General features: G+C 60.1%; 11 protein-coding genes. 5 read left to right on the top strand and 6 right to left on the bottom strand.

Features of this window, described 5'->3' with window-relative positions; genetic code table 11:
- From ACF8O8_RS20295 to ACF8O8_RS20275, 5 genes are all read left to right on the top strand, one after another.
- Window positions 1–2,355, top strand: coding sequence for a hypothetical protein (locus tag ACF8O8_RS20295; protein ID WP_392510338.1), 2,355 nt, complete (start codon window positions 1–3; stop codon window positions 2,353–2,355).
- Window positions 2,356–2,359: 4 nt separating this feature from the next.
- Window positions 2,360–5,251, top strand: coding sequence for a hypothetical protein (locus ACF8O8_RS20290; RefSeq protein WP_392510337.1), 2,892 nt, complete (start codon window positions 2,360–2,362; stop codon window positions 5,249–5,251).
- A complete protein-coding gene (locus ACF8O8_RS20285; protein ID WP_392510336.1) occupies window positions 5,248–5,757 on the top strand; it encodes a hypothetical protein in 510 nt (169 codons plus the stop codon). Before ACF8O8_RS20290 ends, ACF8O8_RS20285 begins: the two co-directional genes overlap by 4 nt.
- A 26-nt stretch (window positions 5,758–5,783) precedes the next feature.
- Entirely contained in the window at window positions 5,784–7,748 is a 1,965-nt protein-coding gene (locus tag ACF8O8_RS20280) for a hypothetical protein (protein WP_392510335.1), read from the top strand.
- A 92-nt stretch (window positions 7,749–7,840) separates the two neighbouring features.
- Window positions 7,841–9,652 (top strand): RHS repeat domain-containing protein, encoded by a 1,812-nt coding sequence (locus tag ACF8O8_RS20275; protein ID WP_392510334.1) that lies wholly within the window; start codon window positions 7,841–7,843, stop codon window positions 9,650–9,652.
- Window positions 9,653–9,700: 48 nt separating this feature from the next.
- Here ACF8O8_RS20275 and ACF8O8_RS20270 read toward each other — a convergent pair whose 3' ends face one another.
- The 6 genes from ACF8O8_RS20270 to ACF8O8_RS20245 all read right to left on the bottom strand — a co-directional run bounded on the left by ACF8O8_RS20270 (window position 9,701) and on the right by ACF8O8_RS20245 (window position 17,899).
- Window positions 9,701–10,795: a fimbrial protein gene (locus tag ACF8O8_RS20270; RefSeq protein ID WP_392510333.1), complete on the bottom strand. Its 1,095-nt coding sequence runs from the start codon at window positions 10,793–10,795 to the stop codon at window positions 9,701–9,703.
- A 56-nt stretch (window positions 10,796–10,851) separates the two neighbouring features.
- Window positions 10,852–13,347, bottom strand: a complete 2,496-nt coding sequence (locus tag ACF8O8_RS20265; RefSeq protein WP_392510332.1) for a fimbria/pilus outer membrane usher protein — start codon at window positions 13,345–13,347, stop codon at window positions 10,852–10,854.
- Between the two features lie 33 nt (window positions 13,348–13,380).
- On the bottom strand, window positions 13,381–14,133 hold the full coding sequence (locus tag ACF8O8_RS20260) for a molecular chaperone (RefSeq protein WP_049586910.1): 753 nt from the start codon (window positions 14,131–14,133) through the stop codon (window positions 13,381–13,383).
- Window positions 14,134–14,213: 80 nt separating this feature from the next.
- A complete protein-coding gene (locus ACF8O8_RS20255; RefSeq protein ID WP_010952918.1) occupies window positions 14,214–14,753 on the bottom strand; it encodes a fimbrial protein in 540 nt (179 codons plus the stop codon).
- 219 nt (window positions 14,754–14,972) lie between these two features.
- Window positions 14,973–15,383 (bottom strand): PA2817 family protein, encoded by a 411-nt coding sequence (locus ACF8O8_RS20250; protein ID WP_010952919.1) that lies wholly within the window; start codon window positions 15,381–15,383, stop codon window positions 14,973–14,975.
- A 68-nt stretch (window positions 15,384–15,451) separates the two neighbouring features.
- Window positions 15,452–17,899: an acyl-CoA dehydrogenase gene (locus ACF8O8_RS20245; protein ID WP_392510331.1), complete on the bottom strand. Its 2,448-nt coding sequence runs from the start codon at window positions 17,897–17,899 to the stop codon at window positions 15,452–15,454.
- Window positions 17,900–17,967: the final 68 nt, after the last annotated feature.

Genomic DNA, 17,967 nt, shown 5'->3' with positions numbered 1-17,967 from the left:
ATGCCTACCAATTACCTCTCGGTCATCACGACCTGGATGAAGCATAACCACAAGCACCTGAACTGGGACTTGACGTTCGCCACGCGTCCCGAGGCCATCAATGACCTGCTCGCGTTGGCACATTGCAGCCAACCAGACAGTGCCTTGGGCGATATCGAAGGTGAGATCGCCATGCCCGATTCCGATGTCACCCACATTCTGACGGGCTACCGCATGGGGCCGCCCGCACTGGTGGATATGCAAGCGAACTACACGTCGCCCAAGGTCCGGCAAAGCCTGGCATTGGAAGGCGGCAGCCATCTGGTCATGGACAAGACCGACGGGTTGCTCAGCCTGTCGGTTCATGACCTCCTCGACCCGTTGCCGGTCACTCAGACAGTGCCGCTGAGCGCCGATGCCCAGGGCGTGAGCGCCGACCTGCGTGAAGGCACGGACACCGAGCTGGACCTGGGCGGTGGTTTGCCACAGCGGCAGACCGCCGGGCGATTCTTCAAGGAGGTGCTCAGCGGATTGGGCAGCGCCCGGCAGGTCTATCCCTTGGCGGACTTCAAGGCGCTGTCTGGCAACCCCTACCTGGCGGTTCGGCACAGTGAAGTACGCACCCACGTCAGCAAAGCCGACGGCAAGTCCGCACTGGTGATATTCGCGGGTATCAACAATGGCTCTGTGGGCAACCTGCCCGCTGAGCAGTCCGATTACCCGTTCCTGCTCCCCGATGATCTTGCGCAACCGGTCGACAGCGCACTGTTGCTGACGTCGCGCTTCCTGCACCGTGCGGCTTACGCCACAGGCCTGGCGCAGATGCTCGAGGGGGGCGCGTTCGAGGCTCAGTTCGATGAAGACAATAACCTGCAGCGGCTGAATGCCACGGCCGGCCTGTTGGAGGTGTACCCCAGCACTTACGAGAGCGACAAGTATCAGTTTGCCTGCGAGGGTTTCAAAATTGCCGTGGACGCAGGAGCCCCGGCCAGCGATCAGGCGCGGGCTGCCCTGGCGGATTTTCAGCCCCTTCTGAGTGTCACCTTCGAACACGATGAGGTCCGCCAGCACTGGAAGTCCCATTGCACGCTGACCTTCACCTACAAGCCCAAGCCAACAGGTCCCCTGTACAGCCGAACCGCAACGTTCCAGTTCGACCTGCAAACGGTGTTCACCCTGAATGCACCTGCATCACCTGAGGAAAGCGCTGGTTGTATGTTGCTAGGGCAGGTTTTGTGGCCGTGGCAGGCGGCCGAAGTGACGGAAGTCAGTGGCCTGCCCAGCGACACGCCATCGGACCTGCGAGAGGAGATTTATGCGTTTGTCGCCTTCCTGGTCAAGCAGGCGGTACTTGAAGGGTTGGCCAGGGAGTTGACGGCGATGATCCCGGAACAGGTGATGGCCGGTCTGTCGCTGGCAGATGGCAAGCGCCTTGTACCGTTCGACTTCCAGTTACCCGATGGAATGGCCGTGTTCGCCAGCGGCTACGGCACGGCCGGCATGCGCATCGTCGATCGCCCCGTGACGCTGGCACCCGGGCAGCGGCATACGTTCAGCGTTGAACCGCCGCGTGAAGGGCTGACATGGTCCCTGGAGGCTTTGCCAGGCACTGTCGGTGATCTGGGGCGCATCGACCCCGCCAGCGGTGAATACCGGGCACCGCCTGCGCACGCCATGGCGGGGAAACCCGTGCGGGTGCGGATCACCGCCACCGACCCGGCTACCAACAAGCAGGCCATCAGCATGGCCTCTGTGGCGCCCGCGACATTGACGGTCAATCCACTGATCCGGGTCTGCTACTTCGACGACACATTGACCCTCACGGCGGGTGCGCAGACCGGAGACCTCGACTGGTCTGTGGTCGATGATGGCGAAGAAGGACGGGGCTCGGTCGTCGCTGAGGGCGATGGCAGGCGTTGCACCTATACCGCAGGCAGCAAGGTGGATGCCAACGTGGCCTACGTGCTCGATCAGGTCAGGGTACAGAGCCGGGAGACCAGCGAGTCGCGTTCAATCTATGTGCTGGTACGTCAGCGGCGGCCTGAACTGGTGATCGACGTCAAGCAGTTGCCCGATGGCGACCTGCAGTTGACAGGTATTTTCGATGGTGTGGGTCGGCCAGACACCCAGTGGGCATTGCCAATTGCAGGGACTGGCGAGATCAATGTGGCCACTGGCCGCTATTCCCCTGCATCTGCCGACGCCGATGCGCGTTTCGCGCTGATTACCGCCAAATGGGCGATTCCAGGTTCTGTCTTCATCCTGGAAGGTCACCTCATTCTGCCGCTGCCCCTTTCCTTGCACTTCGACGCTGCACGGCGCGCTGCCAGCCCGACAGGCCTGCGTGTGGCCACATCACCATCCATTGGAGGTTGAGACCATGTCCAATTCACTGGAAGAACTGCTTGAGCTCATGAAAAAGGGCTCAGTAACGCTAGGCTGGGGGGCGGTTGCTGTCTATAGCCGTGACCGGCTCAACCGCTTGCTGGAGCAGCAATACCTGACGCGCTTCAAGGAAAACCGCTACCTCCCGCCTTTCAGTCACACGTTCGCAGGCGTGGGGGTGAAGGAGGCCGTGAGCGTTGAGGCGCTGGAGTTCGGTACGCCCTTGCTGTCGTTCAGCAATGCGTCGACGAGCGATGCCAAAGCAACCCTGACCATGAACATCATCAAAGGTACGGTGAACAACAGTGGCAAGCTGGTCAGCAGCATCGAGATCAACGAGGCGTCGGGGTACTGGCTGCAGATGGAGGTCGACCTTGAGACCGTGCGCGGTGAGGTTCACCCGTACGGCCTCGTTGCGCTCAACCTTGCCAAGGGGGGGCGGTTCACCAGCAACCTGTTCGAGGATAAACCCGACCTCGCTCAGCAGTTGATCGACGCACTGCAAGCCTGGATGGGCGAGATGCCTGGCCGTTGCGCCAGGTTCGAGCTGGGCACCGTGGACTTTGCAGGTTATGGCCCGCTGACACCTACAGGCTTCATCCTGCGCACCCAGGCGGCACCTGGTGCGCGAGTACGCGATGCCGTCAACTACGGCGATGGCGCAGTGCTGGTGTTCATCCGCCTGCGCGATAGCCTGCTCGATGGTCAGCCGCCAGGTACAAGCTACCCGTATCTGTTGCCCGACGGCGATTACTCGGCGACGCTGGTGCTGAACAAGGACATGCTTGGCCATGCCTCCGACGACGGCCTGGAGCTGCTTGCCCGACTGCTGTTCCCTGAGCTCAATGCCTTTGTCAAGAAAGCGGACAGTACGCCGCTGGACCGCGTCATGTTCGGCAATATCGACCCGTTGCGCACGCAACTGACGGTGAAACCGACCATGGGCACCGTGGTGACGGCCGGCAAGACGCAGCAGTTTCGGCTGTACGACGGCAAGGATCAGCTGATCACTGCCAGCGCCTGGTCGGTGATCAACCCGCAAAGTCATGATGACGCAGGGCATGGTTCGATCGATGGAAATGGCCTTTTCACGGCCCCTTCACCTGAAGTGATCGGACAGGAAGTGCAGACATTCATCATCAAAGCTGAATACAAGCAGGGTGAGGAGACTTACCATGCCGCCGCCCGCGCGCTGGTGATTTCCGAGCCAGTGCTGGCGATGCCTGCCTTCGGCGCCTATCGCCCGCAAGAGAGTGCGAACGGGATCGACCTGTGGAATGCAGGTAAAGGCAACGTCAGCTTTGAAATGCTCGGGCAGCCGCTGGGCCAGATAGCCAGCCTGGGCAATGGGCGCTCGCGCTTTGTGCCTGATCAGCAAGCCGGCCGGCGGATTCTGGGCGTGCAACGATTGCAGGCCGGTTCAACGGCAAAGGGCTACAACGCGCTTGTCCTGGTGAACAGCCAGCCACTGGTTTCGGTTGACCCACCTTTCGTACCCAGGGTCGGCCACGGTGAGACCACCCAGCTGAGCGAGGTGAACCGCATCATGCCCAACGAAGCGCGGCGTTGGCGGATGCTGGCAGGGCCGGGCAGCGTCTCGCCATCGGGCCATTTCCGGGCTTCTGAGCTTGCTGTTTCGCAACCCAACGTAGTGACCTGTGAAGTGGTGCGCAACGGTGTCGTGTTCGCGGCGGGCTACAGCGTGGTGAAAGAGACCGCGGTCAAAGCCATCAGCGGCTGGGTGGATCTGCAGCGCTTTGCCCTCACGGTCGGCAAGAGCTCTGACGGTGTGACCGGCACTGTGGGTTCCAATGGTTACCAGCAACTGGAACTCGAGGTCACCGTCGAAACCATGCAGGCGAATGGCCAGGACTACAAACTGTGTCTGGACGAGATAGCCTCCATCGCGCTGTTCGACAGGTCGGGGATGAAGATTCCTTTTCTGTGCGGGGATGGGATTGACTCGGGCTCTGGCAATGTCTGGCGCACAAACCTGAAGCCGAACGATTTCATCCGCGCCAATGAAGGTCTCATGGCGACTGAAGGGCAGGGGCCGCAGCCCGCAGCGCCACGAGGTGCGGAGGACCGAACCATCCGCCTGCCGCTGTTCTTGCACCGCCGCGGAGCCTCTACGTCGGAAGTTTTTTACGCCGGTTTCCAGGCAAGGACCGGGCGATGGTTCTACTCGAACGACACCCGTGATCAGAATGCCGAGATCGAGGTCAAGGTACACACGCCGGACGCCTACAAATCCACAGACTACACATTTACCCGCACACGGGCGGCGGGTGGCGGTGGTAATTCGGGCTCGACAGATCCGGAGCACGAAGATTTCGACCTGCACCAGGAGACCGACGATTACTGGATGTTGAGCTACAACCACGGGACCTTCTATACCGCCGAATTCGTCAAGGCCAAGGAAAGTGATAACGATAGGGATGTGAATACCTCGATGGTGCGTTGGGAAAGTTCTTTTCCAGAAGAGTACTACCGCAGTTATACCGGGTATGTTTTTCAGGGCTACAACGAGCCGCTGCCGAAGTTTGTTTCCTTTGATCCCGATTCGAAGCCTTTGATCGATGGCGTCGAACGTGAAGTCAGCTCGGTGTACCAGCCCGGTCTTTTGGCAATTGTCAATTACCGTCGGCGGGATCTGCCTTTTAATCGTACAAGCGATCATAGGGCTCTCTTTGAGAAGCTGAGTAAACCGTTACGCGTTCAGTTGCGCGATGCTCACGCTAATTTGCATATTATCCAGATCGATTATCTGCCCGCTGACACCATCGGTGATCGTAATATTCTGGCCCACACGGTCCCCTCGCGACCGACGGGCAGACAAACTTCGATTACCCGGCTTAGTAATTACCAAGAAGGAGAGCACGTATGAAACGTTATTGCATGGCAGCCCTTGTGATCGGTATGTTTTCCGGCTTCCACAGTGTGGGCCAGGCAGCGACTGAGCCAGTTCGTCCAGGTACGATTCAGCTCGCCGAGAATATGGAAGCAGGGCTACCCAGTGGCAAGCAATGTACGGTCGTGGGGGTGGCGGGTATGCCTGCACCCTACAACATGTCAAACACCAACTGTAAGAATGATACGATTAGCTACTTCAAATTCAATAATGTACCCTCAACGACAACGGTGACGTTTAAGTCCGATGGCTGCAACGATAGTAACTATGACTGGAGGTTTGTCGTTAAAACAACAAAACAACCGACTACCACGGGTTGGATGAGTATCGAAGAGCTCAATGCGCATCGTGAAGGCGACCCGGTGACAGCGGGATTGGAGCTTATTAAGCATGTCTATAATCATGGCAATATCAAAGGCAAGCTATCTTGTGTGGTCATTCGTGTGCCGGCGGGCGAAGTAGGGTCTAGTGCGCGTAAATAGTCTCGATTCTTTGATGGAGCCAAGTGATGAGCACATCCACTTCAGTGCATTCCAATGCCTTTAATTTTTCTTCCTATATAGAAAGCGGCGTTGATCCTCGCACCGGGCAATACACCGTGTCGATCAGGCTGCCCGAACTGCAAGGCAATGATTTGCAAGGCCCAGGTTTCGAGCTGGCCTTGTTCTACAGCCCGTTGAATGGCGAGGACTCTGGATTCGGCAAGGGCTGGAACCTGCAACTGACACAAGTACGCAAGCACATCGTGACGCTGAGCAGTGGTGAAACGTACAAGATTACCGGTAAGTCTTCGGTTACCGGGCGGCTGGAAATGAAAGAACAGAAGCTGCGGCAGTTCGATCTGTATGAGGATCCCCCTGGGCCCGGTGGGGCCGCACGTTTTCGCGTGGAGCACCGCTCAGGGTTGGTCGAGGTGCTGGAAGTGATGGGCTCGGGAGAGGGCGAGGTCGCCTTGCCCGTGGAGCTGCATTCACCGCTGGGGCACAGGTTGCACCTGAGTTACCTGCCCTTCGGCCAGGGTCACATGCGTTTGAGCGAGGTCCAGGATGAAAGTGACGTGCTGCTGAGGCTGCAACGCAGCGACAATAGCCGTGTCGAACTGCTTTGCTACCCTTCCGGTGGTGATGATGGTGGCCCGCTGGCCCGGTATGCGATGACGTTGAGTGAAAGCGACAACCGGGTCAGTGAGATCATCCTGCCCACGGCCAACCAGGCCCGTTGGCGCTTCACTTATGAGGACGTGTTGGGGTACTTGTGCGTACGTGAATGCACAACACCCTATGGTGGGGTGGAGCGCGTGTTCTACCAGGACGCCGGGCATAAGTTCCCAAGCAGCGCAGCACGTGACAAAAATCTGCCCAGGGTTACCCGCCATGAAATCGATCCACGCTTTGGTCAGGCGGCGAAAGTGGTGCGGTATGAATACCCCGGCACGCACAACTTCATCGGCGGTGGCAGCAGCATCTCGTGGTCTGACGATGGCCTGGACAATCTCTATAAGGTGCCGGAGGACTATACCTACAAGTCGATTCAGATACAGGAAGTGCGGAGGCAGTCGGTGCGTACGATCACGCGTACATTCAACCGCTTCCATTTGCTTACCGAGCAGGCCACCGCTCAGGGTGACAAGCTGTTGCAAGCCTTCACCCGTTACGCTGACAACGCTGGCAACTTCGAGAGCCAGGAGCCTTATTTCCAGCTGCCCCATGACGAAACCCAGCGTTGGTCGCTGATCAGCAACCCCTCCCGGCAGCGAGAAGAAAAGCGAGTCACCCGCTATGATAGCCACGGCAACGTGTTGACTCGCCTGTTGCCGAATCAGGTACTGGAAACCAATGTCTGGTACTCGGCCGAGGAGGAGGGTGATGAGCACGGTTTCGTGCGCAACCTGAAGACCCGGACCGTGCAACCCGCAGCGACAGGACACGGGGCGGCCGCCACCTTGACCCAGGCGTTCCAGTACCGGGCGCTGACCCCGTTGGGTAGCTACCTGAAGCAGTCCTGGCGCTTGCTGGAAAGCGAGACCCTGAGCGAATCAGGTAGCGCGCCTGGTACGTTCCTGGAAAAAATCAGCAAGCTTTACCAGGAGAAATCGGCCGAGCGCTTCAGCTATGGGCGAGTCAGGCAGCAAACTGTCAGTTACCCCGGTGTCGATGGAGGCAGCCCGTTCGACACCCTGACCCATTATGGCTACTCCCTGCCGGACGATGAGCGTGCACTGCAGACGGTGGAAAAGCTGGTGGGTGTTGACGGTGAGTCCAAGACCATCACCTTGCGACATGCCCTGGACACGGGCGAGCCGCTGCTCAACCTGGACGACAACGGTGTCGAAATCCGCTACTACTACGACGCCTTGCGTCGGGTAACACGCGAGGTCGTGGCGCCAGGCAAGCCTTTCGAAGCGGAACGCAATTACAAGTACTTCCTCTGCGCATACGACAACGAGCAGGCCCAGCAATGGGCCTATGACTGAAGCAAGTCGAGACGCACACACTGCTCGACGGGCTCAGCCGACCCATCTTCGAAGAACGCGCAGACAAGGACAGCGCGACGTATGCTGGTGCTTTGAGGCCTATCTATCGCGCACGTTACGACGAACTGGACCAGCTGGTCGAGGAAACCGAAATCGACTGGCTGGGTGATGGTTTGCTGGAATTGACCAGCCACATCAGTTACGACGACTGGGGCCAGAGGTACGCTGTCCTGAATCCGGATGGCACGACTCAAGTCGAGGAAATCGACCAGGTGGCGAGCACGGACGGTCCGGTGCATCGCGCCTGGCGTGAGGTGGAGCACTCACGGGTCAGCGGCATCACCGAGACGTGGTACAACCTGTTCGAGAAGCCGGTGCGGGTCGAGCGATTTGCCCTGGATGGAAGCACCAGTATCAGCTTGCAGGTCAATGACTACGATGGGCTTGGCCGGTTGAGCAGGGAAGCCCAAGGAAGCGGTACAGGCCAGCGTGTGGTTGAGTATCGTTACGACGCTTTCGACCGTGTCCGTGAGGAACGGCTGGCCGATCGAGTCAACACGGTCTATCGCACCTATGCCGGGCACAGTCGCAATGACCTGCCAGTCAGCATCAAGGTGGGGAATACCGAAAGTGCCGCCGTGTTGTTGGGCGAACAGGTGTTCGATGGCCTTGAGCGGCGAACCGTGGCCAAAACCGGAGGGCGAGAGCAGACATTCGAATATGACCCAGGTGAGCGGCAACCGCATTGGGTGAAGGCGCCGGATGGTACCCGGATCGAGTACCAGTACCGGCCAGCGTTGGGTGAAGAGCCCGTCCTTCGGGTCCTCTCTGGCAAGGAAGCGAAATACGAGTATGACCTGAAAAATGCCAGGCTTACCCATTGCGAAGAGCCTGGGGATGACGAGAATTCCGGTTACACATTGGACCGTAGCCATTTCCTGAGCAACGGCGAGGTCAAGCGCGAGTCGCGAACGGTGGATGGTGAAGCGTTCAGCATGACTTACGACTACAGTTTTCGCAGTCGCTTGCGTGCCTATGTGGATGTGCTGGGGCAGACACAGCTCTACGATTTCGACGATGTCGGGCGCCTGGAAAAAACCACGCTGCACGCGCCTGAGCCCAAAAGGACTCGCTACCGGCTGCAGCGTGCGCCTGCCAGGCAACTGCTGCTGCTGGAGTCGACGTTCGGGTATGACCGCCAAGGACGCATGGCGTCCATTACCACCACCGATGCCAGCACCGGGCATGCTTTGGCAACTCTGCTCAAGTACGATGAATTCGACAGGGAGATCCTGCGGACCTTCGATTTTGGTGACACCGTGCAAACGTTGGCACAGGACTATGATGAGTTCGATTGTTTGAAGTCCCGCATTCTGAAAGAGCGCCCGAAGGGCAGCGACGAAAGCCAGGCCACGCTGTTGCGGCATGAGACTTACCAGTACGATCGGCGCGGGCGGCTGCAGATATACACCTGTGAGGGCCCTGAAGCGCCCGTGGACCCCTCCGGTCAAACCATTGCCAGGCAGATATTCGGCTTCGATGGCCTGGACAACATCCTCTCGGTGATCACCTACAGACCGGACGGGTCGTGGCAGCGGACCTTGTACGAATTCAAGAATAGCGATCCGGCACAAATGAGCCGGATCATTCCACCTGAAGCGCTACTGGAGACCTATGACGTCGATCACGACCTGGAGGAGTTGTTCAAGATCGTCAAATACGATCCGCAGCTGGCTATCGATTTGCAGTACGACGGCAATGGCAACCTGATCAGTGATGAGCAGGGGCGGGTACTGACGTATGACGGGCTCAACCGTTTGCTCAGGGTCGAGACCCCGGACGGTGAACGCTGTCGCTACAACTATGACCCAGAGAACATTCTGTCCGGCACGGCCCCTGGCTAAGGGCACGGGGGGGCGACGAGGCCGGTATAGGGACCGGCCTCGTCGCATTCAGCGGTAGCGAATGGTGAAGTTCAAGGCACCCTTGGCCAAGCCCGGGCGCAGGCTGCTGTTGGGTTCTGTCTGGTAGAAGCGAGCCTGAAAATTCAAAGGCACGTTATTGCTTGTCAGGGGTACCAGGTCGATCTCTTTGTTCAGGGGCATCGAGACCCCGTTGTACAGCATCTGAATACCTATGCCACGGGCTGCGGAGTCGTCGGTCAGGCTGAACACGTTTTCATCCGCAGGGCCAATCGGTCGAGAACCATTGATGCCATCGAGTTCGATGGTAGCGAGGGTCTCGTTACCCGGGTCAGGGTCCACCTGGCAGTTGCTCAAGCGGACCTGGAATGCTGCAGGGGGCGTGGTGAAGCCTGGGCCGGTGAAGTCGTTGACGCTCCATTCGCCGAGGTCCACCGGGTTGGCACTGACGTCTGCTGAAGCATCGCACTGGGTCTGGATGACCATTGCCCTGAGGGTGTATTCCAGAACTTTGCCAAAGCCTCCCCAGTCCAGATGGCCGGTCACCAGTACGCCATCCAGCTGATGCTCGCCGGGCGGCAGATCGCCGGTCTTGACCAGCGTGATCCTGTGCCTGAACGTGGCTAGCGTGGCCGGGCCCAACTGGGTCTGCTCGTAATAGGCCGTGAACGGCACCCTGGGCGGCCTGCTGTCGGGGATGAACTGGTCGGTGCCACCGAGAAAGGGGTGCAGCAACTCTACGATCGCACCGATGCCAGGGATGTTGGTCCTGAGGACGGGTGCGTCGAGGAAGCGCCCATCAACCGCAGGCAGGGGAGGATGTACCCCGCGGGCGGCCTGGAAGTTGAAATTTATCCGCTCGCCGTAGGTCCGGCACAGGAGGGCAAGGTTGTTCTGGTCGAGAGTGGCTTCGAACAGCTCTGGGGTGCCGATCGTTGTGCCGATCCGCGCATCGCGTGGCACATAAAGGGTGTTCAGGTCGCGGACATGGACCTTGAGGTTTGCGCTGGTCAGCTGTTCGAACTCGCAGCGGGTCTGGTCTACCGGCATGGCCATGGCGTTTGCAGCCGGCCATGCCAGAGTGGCGAGCAGCGCCTGGAAAAGGGTCTTGTTGATGTTTTTCATGGGGGTCCTGAAAGACGCGGTACGGCCGTGGGTAAGGCTGCACCGCGTGAAGGTTGCTAGATACAGGTCAGGGTTTGCTGGCGATAGCCGTCGACGACGGGAGCGTCCAGTTCATCGAGATGCACCTGGCAGCCGGCGTTGGGCTGTTCGCCCCAACTCACCTGCAGCGGTTGCTCCTGGCTGGGGTTGGTGAGCATTACCAGGCCCGCCTGCCCGACCATGCCCAGTTGGGTACCGTTCTCGGCCAGCACCTGGGCCCCAAAGGGCAGCGGTTGACCCTGGGTATCGTGCAGGGTCAGTACAAGGCGTGAAACGCGGCGTGCCTCGAAGCGGTGCTTGACCACTGCACCCTGGCGAGGCACTACCTGGGCGATGCCGTTGTCGATTTCCACATCAGGATCGAGACGGTCGGTTTCCAGGACGACCGAATTGGTCCGGTACGGTTGCAGGTAGGGCAAAAGTGCATAACCGCGTGAATTGGTGCGCGTACCCGTTGCGTTTTGCAGGCCCACATTGGCCACGCCAGGGACTTCGATCAAGGCCGCGGTATCTCCCAGGTATCGGCCGAACTCCAGCCCGTCAGCATGCAGCAGCACCGCGCCACTGGCATTCAATGACAGGCTGCGGTAGTTGTCGGCTTCGGTATAGCCAGCACTCACGCTGGCATAGGGGGCCTGATGGCCGAGCGACAGTGCCGCTGTCTTGCGGGCGTGTTCATCACGGCTCAGGCTGGTGCTGTAGCTCAGCGCGCGCGCGCTGTCGCTGCCGCTGAGCGTGGCACGCTGGCTGTAGCCGTTGGCGTTGTGCTGCAGGTCGAAGGTCGCATTGGCGCGGTGACCGAAATGCAAGGGTATCGTCACGCTCAGGCCGAACTGACGATCACTGCCGTAACGGTCGGTCAACGATTGTGAGGCGAAGAGGTTGTAGCCTACACCCCGATGCTGGGTATTGAAGTTGAACTGGTATTGCCGTTGGGTGGCATTGCTGCGCCAGTAGTCCTGTTGCGACAGCGTCAGGGTCAGCGAGCTGGTCCTGCCCAGGCTCTGGTGGACCGAGGCCTCCAGGCGGCTGCGGCGACTGCCGCTGAACGTAGTGTCCTGGCTGCGCTGGCGCACCACTTCATCGAAGTCACGGTAGCCTTGGGTCGAATAGCGATATCCGGCAAAGCGCAGGTTGGTTTGGGTGGTGAAGGCCTTGGCATACTTGAGGGCGTAACTGGAACCCTGCACCTCGCGCTCATGGGCATTGTCGATTGCGCTGGACGCCTGCGTTACATCGAAGGCCACTGCGCCCAAGTGGCCCAGGTCCTTGCTAAACCCCAGGTTGCCCGCGCGGTAGAATTCGCTGGCCATCAAGCCGCCGTAAACGGTGGTGTCCCAGTAGGAGCCTACGGCCAGCGTGCCTTGCCAGAGCAGCGGGGTCTCGAGGTCGCTGGAGGGGTTGTAGCGCCCGACCGTGGCACTGTAACGCCATACGCCTGGGCGCAGCAGATTGCTCATGGTCGAGTACGGCTGGATGAAGCGGCGGACCTGGCCATCGGCCTCGGTCACGACGACTTCCAGCTCGCCGCTGCCTGCGGTACTCAGGTCGTCGATGGCGTAGGGGCCGGCGCTGACGTACGTCGAGTAGATCGGATAACCATGCTGCCAGATCTCGACTTTCGCCCGGCTCTGGGCCACGCCGCGAATGATCGGGGCATAACCGCGCTGGTTGTCGGCCAGCATGCCCATGTCCGAGGCCACGCGCACGCCTGATATCGGCACCGAACGGAACACGTCCCTGTCCGTGAAGGTTTCGCCAATCGTCAGATTGGCGAGGGTACCCGGTATATCGCGCTGTGCGTAGGTCTGTGCCCGGGTCCATTCAGTCTTGCCCTGGCTGCCCTGGCGCCAGGACTGGGTACTGCGCAGGCGCCATTCGCCCAGGTTGATACCACTGTTCAGGTACAGGTCGTTGCTGGTGTAACGGCCAGAGGAGCGGTTGCGGCCGTTCAGGGTGGAGGCCTGATAGTTGATGAAAGCGGCATTGATACCACTGTCCCAGCGGGAAGGGTCGACCTGGTTAGCGGTGTTCCGGCGCATGGAGATCTGCGGAATCGAGATGGCCAGGTGCAGCTCCGTAGGGGTGAAGACGATTTGTGCACCAGGAACGACAGTCAGCAAGTCCAGGCAGGCACTCGCCTGATCCTCTGGATTGGCCAGTGCGTCCAGGCGCATTCCCCATTCGCCAAGCAGCCTGGCTGGCAGGCATGGCTGCAGCTCACCGTCCGGGCCTGGCTGGAAATCCAGCTCATGCTGGCCGGCAGGTTCAAGATTGACCTGTACCTCTACCCGGTAGCGGCCAGGCGCGAGCCCCTGATCGCTGGTCAACATGCTCAGCGACCAGGCACTCGCTGCTTGCGGTTGGCCAGGCACCTGGCGCAGGAAGCCGCTCTGGAACCCGGAGTCTGCCTGGGAGTAGGGCGCTGAGAGCAAGGTGGAGCTACCCAGCAGGCACAGCAATGCGCTGCGCTGGCGGCGCATAGTGCGCCAGCGTAGTGGGGGGAGGACCATGATGACGATTCCTGTTTGCGTGCGAGGCAGGCCCTAGTTGGCCAGTTGAATAGGCGCGCTCAGCGGTTCGGTGAAGCCACCGTAGTCATTGACGATGGAAAAACGGGCCTGCAGGCTGGAGGCGCGAGTGATGCCGGTCAGCGGGTAGGTTTTTTCGCCAAAGGGTTCCAGCATGGCGGTGTTTTTCAAGGTGTGTTGCTGGCCTTGGCCCTTCACCTCCAGGCGGTTGAAGGTGATGTGGAAAGGCGATGGGTTCTTGACCACCAACTGCTCCACCCCGTTACGTACGCTCAAGGAAAACGTCAGCGAGTTCAGGTGATCGGTCGGCGTACCCTTGAGTGTGGGCGGCCGATAGAACAGTTTGATGCGTGTGCGCAAGGCGATGTTGAGTTGATTGCCAGTGTCGCTGCTGACTTGCGGAATCTCCTGCACGTTGAAGAAGAACAGCGACTCGCGGTCGTGTGGCAGTGTATTGGGCAGTCCAATTATTTTTAGAAGTTGTTCACTGTTCGGGTTGATCTTGAACAGCGGTGGGGACGTTGCAAAGGGTACGCTGGTCGTATTGTCGTCGGCGTCCGTATTTATCCACGCCTGCACGGCATAGATGCTTTTCGATGGGTTTCGAACAACGACGGATGTACTGCGTTTGTCGCCGTTGAAAACGAGGCGCGTGTTGTTTAATGTCAAGGCGGCATGACTGTTTACCGAGAGGGTAAGCATCAATAAGGTCAGGCAGACGCAAACAACGACGCGGGCGGGTATCGTGAATGTTGACGGATTGGTCATCGGGTAACTCGCTGCATCCAGACGCACAACTACGCCTGGATGGTTTAACCGTGCAAGGACTGCACAGAATTTATGCGTAATTATTGATAGTCGACGGTGTAACGAACCTGGGCGGATGCAAGGCCGTGCGTCACGGTGCTGGCAGTGGAACGGTAGTAGGCGTCGAACCGGAGGTCGGTTGGGCCTGTCGCGTTGAGTGGGTAATCAACCGAGGTTCCACCGGGTTTGATCGATGCCTTGGACTTGTCCCTGATCACAATCGAGATGTTTTCTGCCGTGCCGGCACTGTTACCAATGCTGAAATAGTCGCCGCTGGCATCAGCGGCACCGTCAAACTTCACGAAGGCATTGTCTTCGCTGATGCTGCAGACTGTTTTGTCGGGTACGCGGATGTTAAAAGATGCGCCACGGACTTCAACGTTGGCAGCGGGGAATCGCCCCATGGGAATTTCGCCCATGGCGACGCGGTCACTGACATTGCCGTCACCGGGATTGACGATCTCGATAGGACACGTTTCGGGCGTGATGCGGCCTTCAAAGAATATCGAGCCGGAAGCGAATGCAGCATTGCTTGCCAGGCCAGTAAGCAGGCCGAGGGATAGAACTAAGGACTTCTTCATGACATAACCTGATTGGGTAAATGGGTCAAGTTTCAGTGCGGGGGTGGGCTGGGTCTTTCCCGTTTCCCGTTTTCGCCCCGGCGCTGATTCTATTTGTCATGAGATTTATCGGGCTGTAGGAATAAGCCGGACAACTTTGCGATCTTTCGCTTTGTTACAAGATCTTGAGGTGTAGGCTTCCACAGGTGCCCTGGCGTTACCAGGGCACCTGAAATCAGGTTAATGGGTACTGCTTGGGCCACTCTGGCTCAGCAGTTGCTTTTCCAGGTTCCAGTCGAATGGCTCTGCGTTCAACTCGGCCTCGTGGCGACGCTCTTCAAGCTGCTGATAAAGCGCCAGCTCCTCGTCTGGCATGAAGTGCAGGCAATCGCCAGCGAAGAACCACAGCAAGTCACGCGGCACCAGATGAGCGATCTGCGGGTAACGCTGGATCACCTGACACATCAGGTCCTGGCCCAGGTACTGGCTCTCAAGCGGATCCTGCGGCAATAGCGTCAGCAGTTCGTCGAAGCGTTCGAGGAACAGGGCGTGGCTTTCTTCTGGCACCTGCTCTGCTTCACCCAGCGCCACCAGAATGGTGCGCAGGTGCTGGAGCAGTTGCAGGTGATATTCCAGGTAGGGGTTGGCCATGGAATGGGTCCTCGGTATGGCTGAAACGGGGGGCGGAGTATACGCCGCCCCCCGTTTCTCGCGAAGGGTCAGCGCACCTTGCCCGGTACGGCGAGCAACTGCGCCTTGTCGAAGGCATCGACATCGATCACCTTGCGCCGAGCCTGTTCGGCCTCGTGCAGCCGCTGGCCATCGTCGGGTTGCAGCACGCCTGCCTTGACGGCGGCGTCGATACCGGACTGGCCGGGGGCTGGCTGGACTTTGCCTTCCTTGACGGCTTGGTACAGGGCCTTGCTCAACTGTGCCGTGTCTTCGAGCAGGTCACTGGCCCGTTGCAGATCCGCGACCGGGTCGTGTTCTGCCTGTGGGCGGTAGCAGCCGGCCAGCAGTTCCTCCAGTGCCGGATCGCCCTTGCGCCGGCCGATCAGCTCGGCCACCTCGGCATCCAGTTCATCACCGGGGCCCTTATGGCGGCGGCCGAAGGGGAACACCAGTACCCGCAGCGCGCAGCCGACGAAGCGGTTGGGGAAATTGTCGAGCAGGCGGTCCAGCGCACGCTCCGTCTGGCCCAGGCTTTCTTCCATGGCCCAGCGCAGCAGCGGCTGCAGGTATTCGGGCGAGCCCTGGTCGTGATAGCGCTTCAGGGCAGCGCTGGCGAGGTACAGATAGCTCAGCACATCGCCAAGCCGGGCGCTGAGGCGCTCGCGGCGCTTGAGCGCCCCACCCAGCAGCATCATCGAAAGGTCGGCCATCATGGCAAACGCCGCCGCCTGGCGGTTCAGGGCGCGGAAGTAGCCTTGGCTCAGGGCATCGCCCGGCACCCGCTCAAAGCGACCCAGCCCCAGGCCGTAGACCAAGGTACTGGCCGCATTGCCGGCGGCGAACAGGATGTGTTTCATCAGCAGGTCATCGAATTCCTTGAGTGCCTGATCGTGGTCTTCACGCCCGGCCAATGCCATTTCCTTGAGCACGAACGGATGGCAGCGAATGGCGCCCTGGCCGAAGATCATCAGGTTGCGCGAAAGGATGTTGGCACCTTCGACCGTGATGAAGATCGGCGCACCTTGCCAGTTGCGGCCCAGGTAGTTGTTCGGGCCCATGATGATGCCCTTGCCACCGTGCACGTCCATGGCGTGCTGGATGCACTCGCGGCCACGCTCGGTCAGGTGGTACTTGAGGATCGCCGACAGCACCGAGGGCTTTTCGCCCAGGTCCACGGCCTTGGCGGTCAGCAGGCGGGCACTGTCCATCAGCCAGGCGTTGCCGCCAATGCGTGCCAGCGATTCCTGGATGCCTTCGAAGGCCGCCAATGGCACGTTGAACTGCTCGCGGATATTGGCGTACTGGCCGGTCACCAGGCTGGTGTACTTGGCGGCACCGGTGCCGACCGCCGGCAGTGAGATGGAGCGGCCCACCGACAGGCAGTTCATCAACATCATCCAGCCCTTGCCGAGCATGGCCTGGCCACCGATCAGGAAGTCCAGCGGTACGAACACGTCTTTGCCGCTGTTGGGGCCGTTCATGAAGGCGGCGCCCAGCGGCAGGTGGCGTTTGCCGATCTCGACGCCGGGCGTGTCGGTGGGGATCAGGGCCAGGCTGATGCCGAGCTCCTCCTGTTCGCCCAACAGATGGTCGGGGTCGTAGGCTTTGAAGGCCAGGCCCAGCAGGGTGGCGACCGGGCCGAGGGTGATGTAGCGCTTTTCCCAGTTCAGGCGCAGGCCGATCACTTCTTCGCCTTGCCACTGGCCTTTGCAGATGATGCCGGTGTCGGGCATGGCGCCAGCGTCCGAACCGGCCAGCGGCCCGGTGAGGGCGAAACAGGGGATTTCCTCGCCACGGGCCAGGCGCGGCAGGTAGCGGTTGCGTTGTTCGTCGGTGCCGTAGTGCAGCAGCAGTTCGGCAGGGCCCAGGGAGTTGGGCACCATCACCGTGGAGGCCAGGTCGCCGCTCCGGGTGGCCAGCTTCATCGCCACCTGGGAGTGGGCGTAGGCGGAGAAGCCCTTGCCGCCGTATTCCTTGGGGATGATCAGGGCGAAAAAGCCATGTTGCTTGATATGTGCCCAGGCTTCGGGCGGCAGGTCCAGATCCTGGCCAATCTGCCAGTCGCTGACCATGGCGCACAGTGCTTCGGTCGGGCCATCGATGAAGGCCTGTTCTTCTTCGGTCAGTTTCGGTGCCGGGTAGGCCAGCAAGGTGCGCCAGTCGGGGCGGCCACTGAACAGTTCGCCGTCCCACCACACGGTACCGGCGTCGATGGCTTCGCGCTCGGTCTGCGACATGGGTGGCAGGGTGCGCTGGAACCAGCGGAATACCGGGGCGGTAAAGACTTTGCGTCGCCACTGCGGGAGCGCAACCAGGGCGATCTTCAGGGCCAGCACCACCCAGATCAGCGCCAGCAGCCAGCCGGGGGCACTGCTGAAAATGCCCATCAACAGCACATAGGCCGCCACGATGCTGAGAATCTGCAAGGGCGCCAGGCGCCGGTGCGTGAGGTACGCCGCGCCGATCACCAGCACCACCAACCACAACAGCAACATAATCGGTCCTCCTTGGAACCAGGGGCTTGAGCCATCCCAGACAGCTTAGACGCAATGCTGTGAACGGC

The sequence above is a fragment of the Pseudomonas sp. TYF_14 genome (assembly GCF_043105275.1).
Lineage (GTDB): Bacteria > Pseudomonadota > Gammaproteobacteria > Pseudomonadales > Pseudomonadaceae > Aquipseudomonas > Aquipseudomonas alloputida.
Note: the sequence above shows the minus strand (reverse complement) of the source record. Positions and strands in the feature narration are given on the sequence as shown.